Source organism: Pseudomonas tolaasii NCPPB 2192 (assembly GCF_002813445.1).
Lineage (GTDB): Bacteria > Pseudomonadota > Gammaproteobacteria > Pseudomonadales > Pseudomonadaceae > Aquipseudomonas > Aquipseudomonas tolaasii.
The window spans coordinates 3,117,225-3,135,596 of the sequence record NZ_PHHD01000001.1 but is presented as its reverse complement, the minus strand read 5'-3'; the positions used below and the strand labels follow the sequence as shown (position 1 = coordinate 3,135,596).

Sequence of the window (18,372 nt, the reverse complement as noted above, 5' to 3'; positions counted from 1 at the left end):
TCAGGCCTGGGGCGCTGCGGCAATGGCTTGGGCCAGGTCTTCGTATTCTTCACAGGTGGTGCTGCACAAGGCCTTGATTTTCACCAACTGTTCCTGGGCCAAATCAACGCGGCCCTTGATCACGTAGGCCTCACCCAGGTACTCGCGAACCTGGGCGTAGTTGGGGTCCAGGGCCACGGACTGGAGGTAATAGCCGATGCCTTCATCGGTACGCCCGAGTTTGCGGGTGGCATAACCGCGATAGTTGAGGGCCTTGGCCGTGTTCGGTTGTTGCAGGGTGTCGAGCAGGGCCAGGGCTTCGTCGTAGCGCCCATCCTTCGCCAGGCGATAGGCGTAATCGGTGCGATCGGCGTCCGAAGTGGCCTTGCTGGTTTGCAGCACACACTTGCCGGTTTTGCTGTCCCACACCTGACCTTTGGGGCAGTTGGGCTTGGGCGGTGCCGACTCGTCGCCCGAGGCGCGCGCCTGGCCGGCCAGCAATGCAGCAGCCATGCAGGCGCCGAAAAACAGCGCGGTGCGGTAGGTGATCGGATGTTCGTGGCGGTTCTTCATGGCGGTCATGCTCCGTAGCGAAAGGGAGGTACAGCAGCAATGCTCATTTTTGAAGGGCGCCGGGCAGCATGCGGCGCAAGGTGTTATCGCCCATCACGTAGTGATGCCACAGAGCTGCCCCGGCATGCAGGCCTGCCAGCAGGATGATCGCCCAGGCCACATTGTTATGCAGGCCGCCGAGGGTACCGCGCCAGGCGTGATCAATCGCGAAGGGCGCCGGGACGGAGAACAGGCCGAAAAAGCTGAACGGCTCCCCTTGAGCCCAGCGAAATACAAAGCCCAACACGATCTGCGCCAGCAACAACAGATACAGGCAACCATGCGCCATTTTCGCCAGGCGGTTAAGCGCGGGGTGACTGTCGGCTTTTGGGTGATTGCCGCCGCTGAGACGCCAGATAATCCGCGCCGCGATCAACACGGCCAGGGCGATACCCAGCGAGATATGCACCGATTGCAGGCCCTTGCGTAACGGCGTGCCTTTCTCGAGGTTCTCCCAGATGTGCGCGCTGGCGAACATGAAGATCACCACGGCGGCAGTCAGCCAATGAAAAATGCGGGTCAGGCGGTCGTAGCGGGCGACGGTGGTGTTCATGGACATTTCCTGGGTGGTCTGTGGGGTGAACACCGCAGCGCGGGAAAATATTCGGGGAGCTCGTCATTATTTGTTTCATTTGCGGCCAGCCCTACAAAAAAGCCCCGTAGCGTGCTCGGCTACGGGGCTGTTCGGCTTAGCTTCTGGTGTATCTCAATTGCCGCGCTCCTTGTTGGCCTGGGAAAGCACCGAGGCCGCGAGGCTTTTGGCGATGGCAGAGGCGTCGGGGTTGCTCAGGGTTTCAGCGGCCGGTGGTATCACAATGCGCCGCCTGTAGGCAGGGTTTTGGAGAGCTGTGCGAAACACGGACGGGTGATGCAGTGCGTGCTAGAGCGTTGCATCGATTGCACTGATGATTACTATCGAAACGAGCGCCTGCCCGATTTTCAACACTGATTCCTATAATCGCCTCCACTTTCCCTCCCCCTCGCCTGGCTTCAGGCGACGCTCAACCTGGAACCCGACACCATGCCAAGTGCCAGCCAGGCCCCTCGCGGCCTTCCCGAACATAGCCAACAAAGCGTCAAACAGCAGTGGTTGGCGATTTTGTCGGTCGCCGTGGGCGCCTTCGCCCTGGTGACCAGTGAATTTCTGCCGGTGGGCGTACTCAACGACGTCGCCGCCGACCTGGGCATCAGCGCCGGCCACGCCGGCCTGATGGTGACCCTGCCCGGCATCATGGCCGCCCTCGCCGCGCCGTTGCTGTCCGTCATCATCGGCGCAATGGACCGCCGCTACCTGCTGATCGGCCTGACGCTGATCATGATCGTCGCCAACATGGTCGTGGCCTACGCCAGCGACTTCAGCCTGCTGCTGTTCGGCCGCGTGCTGCTGGGCATCAGCATCGGCGGGTTCTGGGCGACCGCCATTGCCCTCAGTGGCCGCCTGGCGCCCAACGGCGTGGGCGTCGCGAAGGCCACCTCGATCATCATGATGGGCGTGACCCTGGCCACCGTACTGGGCGTGCCGGTCGGCACCTGGCTCAGCGGCCTGATGGGCTGGCGCATGACCTTCCTGGTGACCGCACTGCTCGGCATCCCGGTGCTGGTGGCGCAGCTGTTCCTGTTGCCTACGCTGAAACCGGAAAAAGCCATCCTCGTGCGTGACCTGCCGGCCTTGTTTATCAACCCGCGCGCACGGGTCGGCCTGATCGCCGTCTTGCTGATCGGCCTGGCGCACTTTGCCGCCTACACCTATGTGGCGCCGTTCTTCAAAAACAGCTCCGGCTTTGATGGCCCGACCATCGGCTCCCTGCTGCTGATGTTTGGCGTGGCAGGCGTTGCGGGTAACGTTTTCGCCGGTTTCGCCGCCAATCGCAGCGTGCGTTACACGCTGTTGCTGGTCGCACTGATGATCGGCACCAGCACCGCCCTGTTTCCGTACTTCGCCACCGGTTTGACCGGCGCAACCATGCTCATCGCTCTCTGGGGCTTCGCCTTCGGCGCCTTCCCGGCCTGCGCAAGTATCTGGATGTTTGTGGTAGCGCCCCAGGACGTAGAACGCGGTATGCCGCTGTTTGTCGCGCTGTTCCAGGTGATTATCGCGCTGGGCTCGTTCTTCGGCGGGCGGATTGTTGACCAGATGGGCACGTCGGTGCTGTTGAGCCTGGCCACGGCGTTGGTTGGCGTTGGCTTTGTGACGGTGCTGGTGTTGGGGCGCAATGTGAGTAATAGCGCGGTGGCACAAGCCGCCTGACCTGTCCGTAACGACCAAAAAAGCCTGCTGAGCGTTGAGCTCTGCAGGCTTTTTTTTGTTGCAGGTACGGCGTGATGCGGTCACCGAGGGGCGTGGCGGAAAATGAGGACCATGCGTCGACACGTACTTGCCAACAATGCAGGCTTGATTCAAGGTAATGACAAATGTCATTACACGGTTTTTTTTTCATGGCCTCCATCAATATTCGAATCGACGACGACCTGAAAGCTCGCGCCTACCTTGAACTGGAAAAACTCGGCGTCACGCCTTCCGAACTCATGCGCCAAGCGCTGCAGTATGTGGCAGACCGTGGTCAGTTGCCCTTCAAGCCGGTGCTGATGACTGAGGACGATGAAGCCCTGATGGCCACTGTGCGAGAACGACTGGCGTCTCCTCAACGCGTAAAGGTTTCCATAGATGACCTATAGCCTCGATTTTGATGCCCGCGCATTGAAGGAATGGCAAAAACTCGGCGACACCGTCCGTCAGCAGCTCAAGAAGAAGTTGGTGGAAATCCTGAAAAATCCACGCGTTGAAACTAACCGCCTGCATGGCCTGCCGGACTGTTACAAGATAAAGCTGCGTAGCAGTGGTTACAGGCTGGTTTATCAAGTGATTGATCAGGAAATTACCGTGTTTGTGGTGGCCGTAGATAAACGGGAGCGTGATCAGGTTTATCAGAAGGCATCCGAGCGATTGAGCTAGCCGTAAATTTGATGGCCCTGTCATAAACAAATTCGTCAAAACAAAAAAGCCCCGTAGCTTATTCAGCTGCGGGGCTTTTTCTATGTAATGGCGGAGAGATAGGGATTCGAACCCTAGGTACCGGTGAAGGTACAACGGATTTCGAATCCGTCCCATTCGGCCACTCTGGCATCTCTCCAACGGCGCGCATCATAACAGTGTGTTTCTCGGAAGCAAACCCCAAATGCGATTTTTTTCCGTGCTATCAGATGCTTGCGTCGATTAAAGCGGTACGCCCAGACGGTTGGCGACTTCTTCATAGGCTTCGATCACGTCACCGAGGCCCTGGCGGAAGCGATCTTTGTCCATCTTCTTCTTGGTGTCCTTGTCCCACAGGCGGCAGCCGTCGGGGCTGAATTCGTCGCCCAGGACGATGGAGCCGTCGTGGAACACGCCGAACTCCAGTTTGAAGTCGACCAGTAGCAGGCCGGCGTCGTCGAACAATTTGCTCAGGACTTCGTTGACCTTGAGGGACAACTCCTTCATGCGCGCCAGTTGCTCGGCGGTGCCCCAACCGAATGCCACCACGTGGGATTCGTTGATGAACGGGTCGCCCTTGGCGTCGTCCTTCAGGAACAGCTCGAAGGTGTAAGGGTTGAGCTTGAGGCCTTCCTCAACGCCCAGACGCTTGACCAGGCTGCCGGCGGCGTAGTTACGCACGACGCATTCAACCGGGATCATGTCGAGCTTCTTGACCAGGCACTCGTTGTCGCCCAGCAGTTTGTCGAATTGGGTCGGAATGCCGGCCGCTTCGAGCTTTTGCATGATGAAGGCATTGAACTTGTTGTTCACCATGCCCTTGCGATCCAGTTGTTCGATGCGCTTGCCGTCGAACGCCGAGGTGTCGTTGCGAAACAGCAGGATCAGGCGGTTGGCGTCGTCGGTCTTGTACACCGACTTGGCTTTGCCGCGGTAGAGTTCTTCACGTTTTTCCATGATGGGCTCCGCTTGCTAAAAGGTGGGCTAGGCGATGTGTCGCCAGTCGAGCCCTGAATCTTGATCGGCCAGTTGCAGCCAGTCCGGGTCGCACCCGAGGGTGTCGACAAAACATTGCCGGGCCAGCTGCGGCAGGTTGTTCTTGCTGCTCAGGTGGGCCAGGACCAGGTGTTGCAAGTCTTGCCAGCCCAACTCATACACCAGGTACGCCGCCTGGTGGTTGTTCAAATGCCCCAGCTCGCCGCCCACCCGCTGCTTGAGAAAGTAGGGATAGTGACCGCGCGCCAGCAGGTCCCGGCAGTGGTTGGACTCGATCATCAAGGCATCGAGGTCACGGTAACCGTCCAGCACCTTTGAGCAGTAGGAGCCCAGGTCAGTGAGCACGCCGAAACGCCGCTCACCATCACTGAACACATACTGCGTCGGCTCCTGGGCATCGTGCGCCACGGCAATCACATCAATGCTCAAGGCACCGATCCGAAGCTGTTCGCCACCGGCCAGGAAGCCTGCGGGTTCAATGGGTTTGCGCATCCCGCGCAGCGTGCCGCGACTCAAATACACCGGGAGATTGTAGCGCCGAGACAGCAAACCCACGCCATGCACGTGGTCGGCATGTTCGTGGGTCACCAGAATCGCGCTCAGCTGCGCGGGGTGAACCCCCAGGCGCAGCAGGCGCCGCTCGGTTTCCTTGAGCGAGAAACCACAATCCACCAGCACATACGTGTCGTCATGTGCGACCAGCGTGCCGTTCCCTTGGCTACCGCTGCCGAGAACGGCAAAACGCATCGGATCAGCCCAGGTTGTCCTGAATCACGCCCAACACTTTGCGGGCTGTTTCAGCCGGCGCAACGGTGTTGATATTCTTCTCGACGGTAACCTGCACACTTTCGCCCACCTTGCTCAAACGAACCTGATAACGCTCGGCGCGGGTTTCGATCTCTTCCTTGGTCGGCTTGCTGCCGAACAATTTGCCGAAGAAGCCTGGCTCGTCGTCCTTCTTCTCGGCCTTTTCAGCCACGTTGATGTAGTACAGGCCCAGGCTGCGGTTGATGTCTTCAACGCGCCACGGCCCCTGCTCCAGGGCACGGCCAACGCTGGCCCAGGCACGGTCAAGGTCTTCACCCAGGTTCAGGACCACGTTACCGCTGCCATCTTCGGTGAGGCTGACGCGGTTGGGCGTGTCGTAATCGCGAGCGGCCAGCAGGGAAACCGAACCGCCTTTCTCGGAGATACGGCTCATGCTGGCGAGCATTTCGTCGACCAGTGCAGCGTCCACGCCGGTGTTGACCGAGCGCGGGGTGAAATCGACAGTGGACGTGCTGCCGGCAGGACGCTCGGCGCTGACCACATACACTTCACTGGTGTTGCGCTGCACGCCTGGCTCGATACGCACGCGCACACGGGCTTCGCTGTCGGTTGCTACGCCACCGGCCTGCAGGCGCTGGGCCATGTTGGCCGACAGCTCGCTGCCGCGCTGCCAGGCCGTGGTGAACTCACCGGTCTGCGGGCGCTGCTGGTCAATGCGGAAACCGTTGTCCTGGAAGAACTGCAACGCCACCGGCCAGACTTCGGCAGGTGGGCGCTGGGCGATGATCCAGCGGTTGTCGCCGCTCTTCTGCAGGCTGTAATCGCTAGCCTCCGCTACAGCCGAAATAGGCTGTGGACGTGGCACCACGAACTCGCCCTTGGCGGTATCGTCGGCGACGTTGCGCGGAATCGGCAGCAACGGGTCAAGGCGCTTGGCGACATTGACGTCCGGTGGCAATTGCATCGGTTTGGTTGCTTGTGCTTCCAGGTAATCGCTGCCGCGGTCACGGAAGTAGCCTTCCGGGCCCCAGATCCAACCGCAGCCACTGGTGCTGGAGATAATCAAGGCAAGTGCGGAAAGTCCGGCCAATCGCTTCATGCGTAGTGCTTCCTCAATTAAACCAGGACGCCGGACTGGCGCAGGGCCAATCGCAGCGGTTCGTGACAGGCTTCGCTGAGGCGGGTGAGCGGCAGACGGATACCGTCCGGCATCAGGCCCATCTCGAACAATGCCCATTTCACGGGGATAGGGTTGGATTCGATAAACAGTGTTTTGTTGAGCGGCATCAGCTTCTCGTGGATTTCACGGGCTTTTGCGGCGTCACCGGCGATGGCGGCGGCGCACATGTCGCTCATGGCACGCGGGGCGACGTTGGCGGTCACGGAAATGTTGCCCTTGCCGCCCAGCAGGATCAGCTCAACAGCGGTGGCGTCGTCGCCGGAATACAGCAGGAAGTCACTGCTGACGCCGGCCAGGATGTCCTTGGCGCGCTGCAGGTCGCCGGTGGCTTCCTTGATGCCGATGATATTCGGCACGGTGGACAGGCGAATCACGGTCTCGGCCTTCATGTCGCAGGCGGTACGGCCAGGCACGTTGTAGAGGATTTGCGGGATGTCTACGGCTTCGGCGATGGCACGGAAATGCTGATACAGGCCTTCCTGGGTCGGCTTGTTGTAGTACGGAGTCACCAGCAGGCAGGCGTCGGCGCCGGCCTTCTTGGCGTTTTTGGTCAGTTCGATGGCTTCACGCGTGGAGTTGGCGCCTGTACCTGCGATCACGGCGATACGGCCCGCGACACGCTTGACCACGAATTCGATGACCTGGATGTGTTCTTCCACATCGAGGGTGGCCGACTCACCTGTGGTGCCGACCGCCACGATGGCATTGGTGCCCTCTTGCAGGTGGAAGTCCACCAGTTTGCCCAGGCTATCCCAGTCGAGATGACCTTGTGCATCCATGGGTGTGACCAGTGCCACCATACTGCCCGCAATCATGCAACCGCTCCTGCCGGAAAAAGAGAGCCGTAATGGTACTGGCGCCAAGATGCTTGTACAAGCGAAGTACCGCGTGAGGATGCGTTCTGCAGCAACTAAACGACGGGCAATGCCATCATTGGCCCAATGCCTGGCTTGAAGCACGCTGAAATCAGACCGATCGCGTAATGAAAACGCCACCTCCTAGCCCTTGGCGGCGCTTTTCGCTACCCTTCATCCTTTGATCGATACAGCCCATACGGTATCGACCGCTCATCGCTTTAGGAAGGCTGCATGTCCACCCCCACAGTTCGCGAACAATTCCTTGTCATCAGTGCCCTCGGCGCCAACCCCATGGAGCTGACCAACGTCCTGTGCCGCGCCAGCCATGAGAACCGCTGCGCTGTCGTGACCTCCCGCCTGACCCGCCACGGCGAGTGCAGCGCACTGGTCCTGCAGATTTCCGGCAGTTGGGATGCCCTGGCACGCCTCGAAACCGGTTTGCCGGGCCTGGCCAAGAAGCATGACTTCACGGTCAACGTGGTGCGCAGCGCCGCGCTGGAAAACCGTCCGCAGGCGCTGCCGTATGTGGCGTATGTCAGCTCGGCCTACCGCTCGGACATCGTCAACGAGCTGTGCCAGTTCTTCATCGACCACAACGTCGAGCTGGAGAACCTGACCTGCGACACCTACCAGGCCCCGCAAACCGGCGGCACCATGTTGAACGCCACGTTTACCGTAACCTTGCCGGCCGGCGTGCAAATCAGTTGGTTGCGCGATCAGTTCCTCGACTTCGCCGATGCGCTGAATCTCGACGCACTGATCGAACCCTGGCGCCCACAGAACCCAATGTAAGGAAGCTTTTCATGGCTGTAGTCATCGATAAACCGGTAGCCGACTTCGAAGCCCAGGCCACCAGCGGCCAGACCTTCAGCCTCGCCGGGCTCAAGGGCAAGCAAGTGGTGATCTATTTCTACCCCAAAGACAGCACCCCGGGCTGCACCACTGAAGGTCAGGGTTTTCGTGACCAGTACGCCGCGTTCAAGGCCGCCCACACTGAAGTATTTGGTGTGTCGCGCGACAGCGTGAAGTCCCACGAGAACTTCAAGGGCAAGCAGGAATTCCCCTTTGAGCTGATCAGCGATAAAGATGAGGCGGTTTGCCAGCTGTTTGACGTGATCAAACTGAAGAAGCTGTATGGCAAGGAATACCTGGGCGTGGACCGCAGCACGTTCCTGATCGACAAGGAGGGTGTGCTGCGCCAGGAATGGCGTGGTGTGAAGGTGCCAGGGCATGTGGATGCTGTACTGGCCGCCGCTCAGGCGCTGCACAAGGCCTGATTCGCCTGTTGTGGCGAGGGAGCTTGCTCCCGCTGGGTCGCGTAGCGGCCCTAAAAACGGGAGCGCTTCGCACTCCAGCGCGAGCAAGCTCGCTCGCCACAGTTGGACGGCATTACAACAAGGGCGCCACCACCGGCTCTTGCCGCGGCCACGCATCGAGCACCGCCTTGAACAGCGTCGCCAGGGGAATCGCAAAGAACACCCCCCAAAAACCCCACAACCCGCCAAACAACAAGACCGCGCAGATAATTGCCACCGGATGCAGGTTGACCGCCTCCGAAAACAACAAAGGCACCAGTACGTTGCCATCCAGCGTCTGAATGATGCCGTACACCGCCATCAGGTAGATGAACTGGTCGCTCCAGCCCCACTGGAATAACGCGATCAGCAGCACAGGCACCGTCACCACCACGGCACCGACATACGGCACCACCACCGACACACCCACCAGCAATGCCAGCAGCGCCGCGTAGTTCAGCCCGAGCGCGACAAAAGCAATGTAGGTCACGCCACCGCAGATTACGATCTCGATAACCTTGCCACGAATGTAATTGGCGATCTGCCGGTTCATCTCCTCGGCCACCCGAGTGATCAGCGCCCGCTCACGCGGCAGATATCCGCGCACCCAGCGGCCGATCATTGCGCGGTCCTTGAGAAAGAAAAACACCAGGATCGGCACCAACACCAGGTAGATCATGATGTTAACCAGCAATGGCAGGCTGGACAGTGAAAAGGTCAGCGCCCATTGCCCGAATTTTCCGATCTCGCCGCGCGCCACATCGATGGCCTGCAACACCTGCTCGTCCGACACCAGGTGCGGATAGCGCTCCGGCAACAACAGCAACAGGGATTGCCATTTGGCGAGCATCCCCGGCAATTCATTGAACAGAGTGATTAACTGATGCCAGAGCAATGGCAACACCACCACGATGAACACCACCAGCAAGCCCATGAACAAGGCAAACACCAGCCCCACCGCCACCCCACCCGGCAGGCGCAGACGCTCAAGCGTGGTGACCAAGCCCTGCATCAAGTACGCCAGCACCATGCCGGCCAGGACGGGAGCGAGCATGCCGCCCAAAGTGAGCACGGCGGTAAAGGCCAGAAACAGAAGGACTGCCAGCACCACGGCCTCTTCGTCGGAGAAGTAGCGCTGAATCCAGTCTCGTAACACTTTGAACATCAATCAACCTCGGGTGGTGTGGGGCGAACGATTCAGGCCTTGCGCAACCAGTACCGGTAAACACCGGCGGCGTCTTCTTCGTGCAATAACGTGTGCCCGGCCAGTTTGGCAAATGTGCGGAAATCCCGCTGGGAGCCCGCATCCGTGGCGATCACTTTGAGTACCGCACCACTGGCCAATCGATTGAGCTCCAGCTTGGCCTTGAGCAAGGGCAACGGGCAATTGAGGCCGCTGGCATCAAGTTCGGCGTCAAAGGCTACAGCGTCGGTCATGGTTTTACTCCGGGCACGCGGTTGGGCCGCTTAGAATATCTGGTCCGAAGCTCAGTGTCCGGCTACAGTAAGCTCTTTGTCGAAAGGCTTTGTGCATGACTTTTTTGCGCCCTACCCTGCTGACGCTGGCCTGCCTGCTGGCCTCTCCAGGCTTTGCTGACGACCTGCCGTCACTTGGCGACGCCAGTTCTGCCATTGTCTCGCCACAACAGGAATTTCAACTGGGTCGTGCGTGGCTGGCCTACCTGCGCGGCCAGGTCTCGCAACTCAACGACCCGCAACTCAAGGATTATGTCGAAACCAGCGTTTACAAACTGGTGGAGACCAGCCAGGTCAATGACCGGCGCCTTGAGTTCATCCTGATCAACAGCCCGCAGCTCAACGCCTTTGCCGCACCTGGCGGCATCGTCGGGGTCAACGGCGGCTTGTTTCTGAATGCCCAGACCGAAGGCGAATATGCCTCGGTGCTGGCCCACGAATTGGCTCACCTGTCCCAGCGCCACTTTGCCCGGGGCATGGAAGCACAGTCGCGCATGCAAATCCCGATGATGGCCGCCCTGCTTGGCGGCATCATTGCCGCCGCCGCCGGTGCAGGCGACGCGGGGATTGCCGCGATTGCAGGCAGCCAGGCTGCGGCGATCCAGGAGCAACGCCGGTTCTCCCGCCAGAACGAGCAGGAAGCTGACCGCATCGGCATTCTCAATCTGGAAAAAGCCGGTTACGACCCGCGCTCCATGCCGACCATGTTCGAACGCCTGATGCGCCAATACCGTTTTGACGCCAAGCCTCCGGAATTCCTGCTGACTCACCCGGTGACAGAATCGCGAATTGCCGACACCCGCAACCGCGCTGAACAGGCCAAACCCGGCGGCAAGGAAGACAGCCTGCGCTATCAGCTGATTCGCGCTCGCGTTCAGTTGCAATACGAGGACACACCGGGCCTTGCGGCCAAGCGTTTCCAGGCACAACTGGACGAAAACCCGAAAAACGATGTGGCGCGCTATGGCTTGGCCATCGCCCAAATCAAAGGCACTCAGTACAAAGAAGCGCGGGAAAGCCTGCTGCCGCTGCTCGCCAAGGCGCCTAACGACATCACTTACAACCTTGCGCAAATCGAGTTGGATATCGACAGCAATCGCCTGCCGGATGCCCAGCAGCGGACTGATCGCATGCTGACTCAGTACCCCGGCAACTATCCGCTGAATCAGGTACGGGTGGACTTGCTGCTCAAGCAAAACCGCACTGCCGATGCGGAAAAGGCACTGGATGGTTTGCTCAAATCGCGCCCCGATGACCCGGATGTCTGGTATCAGGTTGCAGAAACCCGCGGCCTGTCCGGCAATATCATTGGCCTGCATCAAGCACGCGCCGAGTACTTTGCGCTGGTGGGCGACTTTCAACAGGCCATCCAGCAACTGGACTTCGCCAAACGTCGGGCTGGCAACAACTTCCCGTTGTCGTCGCGTATCGACGCACGCCAGCGTGAGCTGATCGAACAGGAACGCTTGGTCAAAAACATGATGAGCTAAACCCATCGCGCACAAAAAAGCCCCGCTTTCGCTAAACGAAAGCGGGGCTTTTTTATTGGATCAGACCAGCAAATTACTCAGCCAGCTTGAAGGTGATGAAGCTGGCACGCCCTTGGCGCAGAACGCGCATCGACACAGAACGGTTCTTCGGCAGCGCCTTGGCGATGTCGGTGAACTGCTTGGTGGAGTCGATGGCCTGATTGTTCAAGTGGGTGATGACATCACCCGGCTGCAGGCCGATCAGGGACGCAGGGCCGTCCTGCACTTCCTTGATCACGACACCGCTCTTGAGGTCGAAGCTCTTTTTCTGCTCATCAGTCAGCTCGACCACAGCAATGCCCAGGCGGTTGCTGCTGCGCTCGGCACCCGGTTTGGCGTTGCCCAGCGCGTCAAGAGTTGCGCCCTCTTCCGGAATGGCGCCAACCGTCAGCTCAACAGTCTGGCGCTTGCCTTCACGAATCACTTCCAGCTTGGCCTTGCTACCCGCCTTGAGCGCGCCCACCAAGTGCGGCAGGTCGGCAGACATGACGATCGGCTGGCCGTTCATGCTCAGAATGACATCACCCACCTGCAGACCGCCCTTGGCAGCCGGACCGTCATCCTGAATCTGCGCGACCAAAGCACCAGCCGGTTTGTCGAGACCGAAGGACTCAGCCAGATCCTTGTTCACTTCCTGAATCACGACGCCCAACCAGCCACGGCTGACCTTGCCACCGCTTTTGAGCTGGTTGGAAACATCCATGGCCACGTCAATCGGGATAGCGAACGACACGCCCATGAAGCCACCGGAACGGGTGTAGATCTGCGAGTTGATCCCCACCACTTCGCCCGCCAGGTTGAACAGCGGGCCACCGGAGTTGCCCGGGTTGATCGGCACGTCGGTCTGGATGAACGGCACATAGTTTTCGTTTGGCAGGCTGCGGCCGATGGCGCTGACGATACCTTGGGTCACGGTGTGGTCAAAGCCGAATGGCGAACCAATCGCGACCACCCATTGCCCGGCTTTCAGATCCTGGGACTTACCCAGTTTCAGCACCGGCAGGTCTTTGCCTTCGATTTTCAGCAGAGCCACGTCGGAGCGTGGATCGGTGCCGACCAGTTTGGCCTTCAACTCGCTGCGATCGGCCAGGCGAACGAGGATTTCGTCAGCATCGGCAATGACGTGGTTGTTGGTGAGGATGTAACCATCCGGTGAAATGATGAAGCCCGAGCCCAGGGACTGCGCTTCACGCTGACCACCGCCGCCGCCACGGGGCGCACGCTGTTGCGGCATGCCACGCTCGAAGAACTCGCGCAGCATCGGCGGCAGGCCTTCGAGATCCGGCATCTGCTGATTTGAAACCTTGCGGTCCGGCAGCTTCTGCGTGGTACTGATGTTCACCACGGCCGGCGAGGCCTGCTCGACCAATTGCGTGAAATCAGGCAGTTCAGCCGCTTGCGCGGACACGGCCTGACCCAGCACCAATACCGTGGCGATTATGGATAAATAGGACTTCAAACGTGGTATCGACATACAGCTCCCGTTACGACGAGCAGGGTTGAGCGACAGGGTTCAAGAAACGCCGAAAACTGCGACCGACATCTTTGTTCCGCGAACAAAACAAGGCCAGAGCCGACAAGCCCTGACCTATAAAAAACATGGGGATTTTTTGCAAGTGAAAATGCTGATCCAGACATTTCATGCTCTCGGCAGCCAACCTGGCATGGACGAAGATTGAAAGGGCAGGATGAACACAGGATTAACGATTCACGGTTTGCCGGCGGGCTTTTCGCCACGCACCGACAGCGCAATGCGCTCGGCAGTACCGATGGGGATTTCACCGACGACCGTCACCATCACCTCGCCTTCAACCGTATTCAAACGCCGGGATACCGCAACTGTTGGGCCCAGTTGCGTGCGGGTTTCCGTCACGCTCGCGCCATCGGTGGATTCAAGGAACACGGAGAAACGTGCAAGACCATCGTCGTACATCAGGCTATCGACAGTGGATTTGGTCTGGGTGTCTTTGCGCGAAACGCTATTGGTGAGCTGGAAGCCGGGGGGCAGCCAATCCAGGTGCCACGCCTGAGTGGCGGGGACTTCGGGCGCCTTGCTGTGGGTCTGAGCGATAGGTGTGCATTCGCTGCTGGGCTGCAGATCCTTATCCGCGAGCGCGGTTGACGTGTTCAATCGGGTGAACTGAAAACGTTCCAGCAACTGCCCTAGATCATTGAGCAGCAGTGATTTGAGCGGCAGACCGGTTTCACGGTCCAGATGCAACTCAAAGCCATAACGGTATTGATCACGCGGCGCGATAGACACAATCACCGCATTACGACCGGCCACGCGCGATTTGCCGATGACGGCCAGCTCATAGAATTGAGTGAGTTTTTTTGGATCAAGCGCACGCGATGGCGCGTCGGGCGAATTGCCCAAGCCAGCAACGAGTGTACCGCTGACGCATTGAGTCCGACCGTCTAGCCGAACGACTTCCTGAGCGGAGCCATCCAGTTGCAACAGACGTTCGCGAACTTGACCGTCCTGGACTCGATGCCAGATGTCATGGGTGGAAAAGCTACCGTTACGCTCATAAATGAACGTACCTTCGAAGCTTTGCTGCTGCTCTGCACGCCCAAGTCGATCAAGCCAGTCTTGGGCTTCATCGGCATGGGCGGATAGTGCAAACCAACTACTGAGCAAAAGCGTAAGGAGCGGTATGGCGCGCATAGGGCCCCTTAGCGGTTCAGCGGTTTTCCAGGCTTGCAGCACGAGCGTATGGCAGAGCGCTTTCAGTGCCTTTCAGAGCCGATTCCTGGGCGTGTTGGCGCAGGTAGCCAGGAAGACGCTGGTCCTGCCAGCCGGATTGCCCTTGCAGTACACCATTGGCCATCGGGCCGGTGCTGTCAGCGCTTTCCTTGTAGCCGGCCAGTACCGCTGGGCCTTTGACTTGAGGTCCAGCCATCACCGGCTGCTGAGTCTGTTGAGCCAGTTCCGCACCGGCGATTTCGTCCTGATTGTACAGGCGAACACCAGCCAAAACGGCAACAGTGACCGAGGCAGCGACTGCCAGGCGACCCAGGCTACGCCATGGACCACGAGCAGCTTTTGCCGGAACGGCTTCATCAGCCAGCGCAGCAGAAACGGCCGCAGCAATATCCAGACGAGGGATTAGAAGATCCTTGTGCATCACCGCCCGAGCGACTTGGTAACGAGACCAGGTATCACGGGTTTCGGCATCATCAAATGCATTGAGCACTCGACGAAGTTCCAGTTCATCCGCTTCGTTATCCATCACTGCGGACAGCGATTCCTGCAGGGCATCACGACTCATGGCGGTTCCTCTCTTGGCTGTCGCCGCTGTCTTTAGTTTTCCTGCAACAACGGTTGCAAGGCTTTATCGATGGCTTCCCGGGCCCGGAAAATCCGTGACCTTACAGTCCCCACCGGACACTGCATGACGCTCGCAATGTCTTCATAACTCAGACCATCGAATTCACGTAAAGTTAATGCAGTACGCAAATCTTCTGGCAGTTGCTGAATTGTGCGATGAACGGTGCCTTCGATCTCGTCGCGCAGCAATGCACGCTCCGGCGACTCGAGATCTTTGAGGCCGTGATCACCATCGTAAAATTCTGCATCTTCCGAACTCACATCACTATCTGGCGGGCGGCGACCGCGAGAGACCAGATAGTTCTTCGCCGTGTTGATGGCGATGCGGTACAGCCACGTATAAAACGCACTGTCACCACGGAAATTGCCCAGTGCACGGTATGCCTTGATAAAAGCTTCCTGTGCAACGTCCTGCGCTTCATGGGTGTCGTGCACAAACCGCACGATCAACCCGAGAATTTTGTGCTGGTATTTCAGCACTAGCAGATCAAATGCTCGCTTGTCGCCACGTTGAACGCGCTCGACCAGCTGCTGATCCTCTTCCTGGGTTAGCATGAACACTCCTCGTTGTACTTGAAGGAGGCTTGCATAACTAAACGATCAGGCTTGCAAACATAGACTCGGACTTTTCGCAAAAGTTCTCCCCCTTCAAGCAAGTTTCCGGCACGCACTGATTTGGCACACACGAAAAACGCAGCGCGGGCGAAGCCGGCTGCGCGAATAATCTTGTCGCCGGTTTTCTGACGCGTCCAATGCTCCCGACGGGCCAACAAACACAACGTTTTCCCAGCTTTCGGGCAACCTGCTATTGAGTCAGGGCTTATGCAAAAAGTTCCCGCTCCAATAACCGGCCGATTTTACCCCGACTGTGCACCGTAATCTCACATTGCCACGAATGCCCGGCTATTGTGCCGGTCCCCCCCTCTATATACTAGTGGGCCGTGTGACCCTTTGATTCGCCGATCCAGGCGTCCTGTTTGCGCCACCCCTTTGGATCGCTTTTTGCGGAATCCTTCAAATGAGCCAACAGTTTCAACACGATGTCCTGGTGATCGGTAGCGGCGCGGCAGGTTTAAGCCTTGCACTGACGCTCCCCAGCCACCTGCGCATTGCCGTATTGAGCAAGGGCGACCTGGCCAATGGTTCGACATTCTGGGCCCAGGGCGGCGTCGCAGCGGTATTGGACGACACCGATACTGTTGAATCCCACGTCGAGGACACTCTCAACGCCGGCGGCGGCCTGTGCAATGAAGACGCGGTGCGCTTCACCGTCGAGCATAGCCGCGAAGCCATCCAGTGGCTGATCGACCAGGGCGTGCCCTTCACCCGTGACGAGCACGCCGGCAGCGATGACGGCGGATTCGAATTCCACCTGACCCGTGAAGGCGGCCACAGCCACCGCCGCATCATCCACGCCGCCGATGCCACCGGCGCCGCCATTTTCAAGACGTTGCTGCACCAAGCCCGCCAGCGCCCCAACATTGAACTGCTGGAGCAGCGTGTCGCCGTCGACCTGATCACCGAAAAACGCCTGGGCCTGGACGGCGAGCGCTGCCTCGGTGCCTATGTGCTCAACCGCGCCAGCGGCGAAGTCGACACCTACGGCGCACGCTTCACCATTCTCGCCTCAGGCGGTGCCGCCAAGGTCTACCTCTATACCAGCAACCCCGACGGCGCCTGCGGTGACGGCATCGCCATGGCCTGGCGCTCGGGTTGCCGCGTCGCCAACCTGGAATTCAACCAGTTCCACCCCACCTGCCTGTATCACCCGCAGGCCAAGAGTTTCCTGATCACCGAAGCCCTGCGCGGCGAAGGTGCACACCTGAAGCTGCCGAACGGCGAGCGCTTCATGCAGCGCTTCGACCCACGCGCCGAGCTGGCGCCACGGGATATCGTGGCCCGCGCCATCGACCATGAAATGAAGCGTCTGGGCATCGACTGCGTCTACCTGGACATCAGCCACAAGCCCGAAGCTTTCATCAAGACGCACTTTCCGACGGTCTACGAGCGCTGCCTCACCTTCAACATCGACATCACCAAAGGCCCGATCCCCGTCGTGCCCGCCGCGCACTACACCTGCGGTGGCGTGATGGTCGACAGGAATGGGCGCACCGATGTGCCCGGCCTCTACGCCATCGGCGAAACCAGCTTCACCGGCCTGCATGGCGCCAACCGCATGGCCAGCAACTCGTTGCTGGAATGTTTCGTCTACGCCCGCTCGGCCGCTGCGGACATCCTCGAGCAACTGCCGCGCGTCCCGGTGCCCGCCGCCCTGCCCCGCTGGGATGCCAGCCAGGTCACCGATTCGGACGAAGACGTCATCATCGCCCACAACTGGGATGAACTTCGCCGTTTCATGTGGGACTACGTGGGCATTGTGCGCACCAACAAGCGTCTGGCGCGTGCGCAGCATCGGGTTCGATTGCTGCTGGATGAAATCGATGAGTTCTACAGCAACTATAAAGTCAGCCGCGACCTGATCGAACTGCGCAACCTGGCCCAGGTAGCCGAACTGATGATCCGCTCGGCCATGGAGCGCAAAGAGAGCCGGGGCCTGCATTACACTCTCGACTACCCGCAGATGCTGCCCGAAGCCCGCGACACTATTCTGGTGCCAGCCACCTACGGCGACTGAACTTCAGACGAACCCGCAGGCGCCGATGCAGATCGGCGGCCTGCGAATCCCTCGGCACGCAAATCGAGCGTACACCCCACTTTCCCGGCACGCGGTAGCGCAGTACGACGAGCAGCGGCAACGCCAGGCTGTCGGGACGTAATTGCACGCTGTGCCAGCCTCGCTCGACGCTGAATAACTGCCAGCCATCTTCATCGCGGCGCAGGCCACAAACCGACGAACGGTGGTAAGCAGAATATGTCGCGGTAAAACCCAGGCGGCATGGGCCAGGCACAGCACAACCCCAAGGCTTGCATAAGGCAGATCGAGAACACACAAGGCGCCCAACGCGAACAGCTGGGCGAGAAGATACGCCGCCAGCAAGAGCCGAGAGGCCCGCCAGCGGCATTCGAACGTATTACTTGGGCTGAACACGGTCCAGGATCATCCGGACCATGCGCTGCAGCTCCGGGTCTTCCGATTCCGAGCGTTCCATGAACCAGCCGAACATGTCCTGATCTTCGCACGTCAGCAGCCGCACGTAGAGGTCACGGTCCACCTGATCAAGCGTCGCGTACACTTCTTTGGTGAAAGGCACCAGCAACACATCCAGTTCCAGCATGCCGCGGCGGCTGTGCCAGAAGAGGCGATTGATTTCTACATCTTCGACCATGGAGCGCTCCTCAAATAGGCGGCAAGTATACAGGCCCGACGGCAGCGGGACACTCGGCTTTGGTCGCCCCATATGGAAACTATCCATTTAC

General features: G+C 59.4%; 21 protein-coding genes, 1 tRNA gene and 1 pseudogene. 8 read left to right on the top strand and 15 right to left on the bottom strand.

Translation table 11 applies throughout. The features are described 5' to 3' along the window. On the bottom strand, positions 1-552 hold the full coding sequence (locus tag ATI14_RS14565) for a tetratricopeptide repeat protein (RefSeq protein ID WP_031319812.1): 552 nt from the start codon (positions 550-552) through the stop codon (positions 1-3). 43 nt (positions 553-595) lie between these two features. Then, entirely contained in the window at positions 596-1,144 is a 549-nt protein-coding gene (locus ATI14_RS14560) for a cytochrome b (RefSeq protein ID WP_016971346.1), read from the bottom strand. A 468-nt stretch (positions 1,145-1,612) separates the two neighbouring features. Between ATI14_RS14560 and ATI14_RS14555 the strand changes: the two genes are divergently transcribed. The 3 genes from ATI14_RS14555 to ATI14_RS14545 all read left to right on the top strand — a co-directional run bounded on the left by ATI14_RS14555 (position 1,613) and on the right by ATI14_RS14545 (position 3,544). Continuing rightward, positions 1,613-2,839, top strand: a complete 1,227-nt coding sequence (locus tag ATI14_RS14555) for an MFS transporter (RefSeq protein WP_080519989.1) — start codon at positions 1,613-1,615, stop codon at positions 2,837-2,839. 188 nt (positions 2,840-3,027) lie between these two features. Next, positions 3,028-3,267 carry a type II toxin-antitoxin system RelB/DinJ family antitoxin gene (locus ATI14_RS14550; protein ID WP_026083362.1) on the top strand — a complete coding sequence of 80 codons (240 nt, stop codon included), beginning with the start codon at positions 3,028-3,030 and terminating at the stop codon, positions 3,265-3,267. Continuing rightward, positions 3,257-3,544 (top strand): type II toxin-antitoxin system RelE family toxin, encoded by a 288-nt coding sequence (locus ATI14_RS14545; protein ID WP_016971342.1) that lies wholly within the window; start codon positions 3,257-3,259, stop codon positions 3,542-3,544. The genes ATI14_RS14550 and ATI14_RS14545 overlap by 11 nt, the downstream gene beginning before the upstream one ends. A gap of 88 nt (positions 3,545-3,632) precedes the next feature. Here the strand turns inward: ATI14_RS14545 and ATI14_RS14540 are convergent. The 5 genes from ATI14_RS14540 to dapA all read right to left on the bottom strand — a co-directional run bounded on the left by ATI14_RS14540 (position 3,633) and on the right by dapA (position 7,321). Then, a tRNA-Ser gene (locus ATI14_RS14540) sits at positions 3,633-3,722 on the bottom strand. A gap of 83 nt (positions 3,723-3,805) precedes the next feature. Next, positions 3,806-4,519 (bottom strand): phosphoribosylaminoimidazolesuccinocarboxamide synthase, encoded by a 714-nt coding sequence (purC, locus tag ATI14_RS14535; RefSeq protein ID WP_016971341.1) that lies wholly within the window; start codon positions 4,517-4,519, stop codon positions 3,806-3,808. Positions 4,520-4,546: 27 nt separating this feature from the next. Further along, positions 4,547-5,305 carry an MBL fold metallo-hydrolase gene (locus ATI14_RS14530; RefSeq protein ID WP_016971340.1) on the bottom strand — a complete coding sequence of 253 codons (759 nt, stop codon included), beginning with the start codon at positions 5,303-5,305 and terminating at the stop codon, positions 4,547-4,549. A 4-nt stretch (positions 5,306-5,309) separates the two neighbouring features. Next, positions 5,310-6,425 carry an outer membrane protein assembly factor BamC gene (gene bamC / locus ATI14_RS14525; protein ID WP_016971339.1) on the bottom strand — a complete coding sequence of 372 codons (1,116 nt, stop codon included), beginning with the start codon at positions 6,423-6,425 and terminating at the stop codon, positions 5,310-5,312. Between the two features lie 17 nt (positions 6,426-6,442). Beyond that, positions 6,443-7,321 carry a 4-hydroxy-tetrahydrodipicolinate synthase gene (dapA, locus tag ATI14_RS14520; protein ID WP_016971338.1) on the bottom strand — a complete coding sequence of 293 codons (879 nt, stop codon included), beginning with the start codon at positions 7,319-7,321 and terminating at the stop codon, positions 6,443-6,445. Between the two features lie 273 nt (positions 7,322-7,594). Between dapA and ATI14_RS14515 the strand changes: the two genes are divergently transcribed. Next, positions 7,595-8,155 (top strand): glycine cleavage system transcriptional repressor, encoded by a 561-nt coding sequence (locus ATI14_RS14515; protein ID WP_003189463.1) that lies wholly within the window; start codon positions 7,595-7,597, stop codon positions 8,153-8,155. Between the two features lie 11 nt (positions 8,156-8,166). Beyond that, positions 8,167-8,640, top strand: a complete 474-nt coding sequence (locus tag ATI14_RS14510) for a peroxiredoxin (RefSeq protein WP_016971337.1) — start codon at positions 8,167-8,169, stop codon at positions 8,638-8,640. Between the two features lie 112 nt (positions 8,641-8,752). Here the strand turns inward: ATI14_RS14510 and ATI14_RS14505 are convergent, their stop codons facing one another. After that, positions 8,753-9,823, bottom strand: coding sequence for an AI-2E family transporter (locus ATI14_RS14505; protein ID WP_016971336.1), 1,071 nt, complete (start codon positions 9,821-9,823; stop codon positions 8,753-8,755). Between the two features lie 32 nt (positions 9,824-9,855). Continuing rightward, the gene (locus tag ATI14_RS14500) at positions 9,856-10,095 is read right to left on the bottom strand and encodes a sulfurtransferase TusA family protein (protein ID WP_010212198.1); all 240 of its coding nucleotides are present in this window, start codon (positions 10,093-10,095) and stop codon (positions 9,856-9,858) included. A gap of 95 nt (positions 10,096-10,190) precedes the next feature. Between ATI14_RS14500 and ATI14_RS14495 the strand changes: the two genes are divergently transcribed. Next, a complete protein-coding gene (locus ATI14_RS14495) occupies positions 10,191-11,624 on the top strand; it encodes a M48 family metalloprotease (protein ID WP_016971335.1) in 1,434 nt (477 codons plus the stop codon). A gap of 73 nt (positions 11,625-11,697) precedes the next feature. On the opposite strand, the gene ATI14_RS14490 is transcribed toward ATI14_RS14495, so the two are convergent. Next, on the bottom strand, positions 11,698-13,137 hold the full coding sequence (locus tag ATI14_RS14490; protein WP_016971334.1) for a DegQ family serine endoprotease: 1,440 nt from the start codon (positions 13,135-13,137) through the stop codon (positions 11,698-11,700). Positions 13,138-13,162: 25 nt separating this feature from the next. Here ATI14_RS14490 and ATI14_RS31410 point away from each other — a divergent pair, with 25 nt between their 5' ends. Then, positions 13,163-13,342, top strand: a complete 180-nt coding sequence (locus tag ATI14_RS31410) for a hypothetical protein (protein ID WP_165448237.1) — start codon at positions 13,163-13,165, stop codon at positions 13,340-13,342. A 29-nt stretch (positions 13,343-13,371) separates the two neighbouring features. On the opposite strand, the gene ATI14_RS14485 is transcribed toward ATI14_RS31410, so the two are convergent. Genes ATI14_RS14485 through rpoE form a run of 3 tightly spaced genes read right to left on the bottom strand, consistent with a single transcriptional unit; the run spans position 13,372 to position 15,549 of the window. Next, on the bottom strand, positions 13,372-14,331 hold the full coding sequence (locus tag ATI14_RS14485) for a MucB/RseB C-terminal domain-containing protein (RefSeq protein ID WP_016971333.1): 960 nt from the start codon (positions 14,329-14,331) through the stop codon (positions 13,372-13,374). Positions 14,332-14,347: 16 nt separating this feature from the next. Next, positions 14,348-14,935: a sigma-E factor negative regulatory protein gene (locus ATI14_RS14480; RefSeq protein ID WP_016971332.1), complete on the bottom strand. Its 588-nt coding sequence runs from the start codon at positions 14,933-14,935 to the stop codon at positions 14,348-14,350. Positions 14,936-14,967: 32 nt separating this feature from the next. Continuing rightward, entirely contained in the window at positions 14,968-15,549 is a 582-nt protein-coding gene (rpoE, locus tag ATI14_RS14475; RefSeq protein ID WP_003172477.1) for an RNA polymerase sigma factor RpoE/AlgU, read from the bottom strand. Positions 15,550-16,012: 463 nt separating this feature from the next. On the opposite strand from rpoE, the gene nadB reads away from it, so the two are divergent. After that, entirely contained in the window at positions 16,013-17,629 is a 1,617-nt protein-coding gene (gene nadB / locus ATI14_RS14470; protein ID WP_016971331.1) for an L-aspartate oxidase, read from the top strand. Here the strand turns inward: nadB and ATI14_RS14465 are convergent. Together ATI14_RS14465 and ATI14_RS14460 are read right to left on the bottom strand one after the other, a co-directional pair. Beyond that, positions 17,598-18,043: pseudogene (locus ATI14_RS14465) on the bottom strand (protein YgfX). The gene nadB and the pseudogene ATI14_RS14465 overlap by 32 nt on opposite strands. Further along, the gene (locus tag ATI14_RS14460; RefSeq protein ID WP_016971329.1) at positions 18,027-18,281 is read right to left on the bottom strand and encodes an FAD assembly factor SdhE; all 255 of its coding nucleotides are present in this window, start codon (positions 18,279-18,281) and stop codon (positions 18,027-18,029) included. The pseudogene ATI14_RS14465 and the gene ATI14_RS14460 overlap by 17 nt, the downstream one beginning before the upstream one ends. Positions 18,282-18,372 lie beyond the last annotated feature (91 nt).